General features: G+C 45.1%; 1 protein-coding gene. It reads right to left on the bottom strand.

Going from position 1 to position 1,385, the window contains the following annotated elements; all coding sequences use genetic code 11:
• Positions 1–13 precede the first annotated feature (13 nt).
• A complete protein-coding gene (locus GPLA_RS14535) occupies positions 14–1,285 on the bottom strand; it encodes an IS4 family transposase (protein ID WP_006993389.1) in 1,272 nt (423 codons plus the stop codon).
• Positions 1,286–1,385 lie beyond the last annotated feature (100 nt).

Here is a 1,385-nt window from a genome sequence, read left to right on the forward strand (position 1 = left end):
CATACGTTGGACATTAAGAAATAATCGGTGTCAGGCCGGGCGCTAAACGCCCGCTCTCCCTGTCTCTATCGGGATGCGCCCTTTTGGCGTATCTTGCCAAATAATCCACTGCCCAGTTCCATGTTTGTATTAATGTTGACTGGTCGAAGTGGATTATCGATTCCATTAATTTGTAAAACCAACCTTGTGTGTTTTTTGCCACCATAAAACTTGATATTGCTATTCCTTTTAGCTGTTGAATACTAAAGCCTATTCGTCGCTTTACCAGCAGCGCTAACAGACTCACCCAAATCAGACCTTCCATCATACTGGCCTTACGTGTATTGAATTTGCGCAGGTTGCAGTAGGATTTCCATTCTTTAAATAGCAGTTCAATTTGCCAGCGTAAACCGTAGAGTTTGATGATGCTGTTGGCTGGGTACTCAGACCGAGGCAAGTTAGTCACCCAGTACGTGGGTTCGTTTTTGTCTTTCGGCCAACTGGCTATCATGCGGTAGCCGTGTGGATTTTCCACATCCATATCGACCACTTCACTACGTCGAATATGGGCCTTTACCTTTTTAAGGCTAACGCTTTTAAATCGCTTCAGGCGCTTGCCCTTCGCAGTGTAAGCCGCTGCTACAAGTGGATTACTCGTTGTCTTTGCCCTCACGGTATAAAACCCACCTGACGCATGAATGTCACGTAAGTAGGACAGTTTGAAATAGCCTCTATCGGCTAAAAACAGCTTATTCCCTAGTGAGGCCGCTGGCGGCAGGTAATCATATTCCGCTTTACTATCGGCACTTACTGACACCGCATGCGGTTGGCTGCTTAACATATCCCAGCTCACATGTATCTCTACCGCGGCTGGGCTGATAGTGGTAAAGCGCCCTTTGAACACGTCACTCAGGCTATCGTGCACCGCAAACGAACTCCCATCTTGCACCACGATTTGCTCAAACATCGATAGATTAACGTCAGTTCCTAATATCTGTTGCTGCCAGTTTCCCATCGCCATCGCTACCAACCGCTTCATCATGTCACGAAATTCAGGTTTACTGAGCTGGTTGTGGAACGGCTTGTACTGTACATCACTAAAGGTCAATCCTGTAAAATACCGGTGCAAGTCACTGATGCTATCCACAGACTTATCGCCGAGTGCCGTAAGTAACGACATTACCAATTCAAACGGCTTTACGACCCGTTGTCGGCAGCAAAATCCACTGCTTTTTCCGATATCGTTAATTTTAAATTCATTCAGGACTTTCGTTATCTTCGCAAGCTCGGTATTATTTTTATGCATGTTCTCAAATCTGTTTCAGAAGGTTTTTTTGGCGATAAACATCTGATCAGATTTAGAACATGCATTCAACCCCTAATTTCCTTAAGATCCTACGTATGAA

The organism is Paraglaciecola polaris LMG 21857, from assembly GCF_000315055.1.
Classification (GTDB): Bacteria; Pseudomonadota; Gammaproteobacteria; order Enterobacterales; family Alteromonadaceae; genus Paraglaciecola; species Paraglaciecola polaris.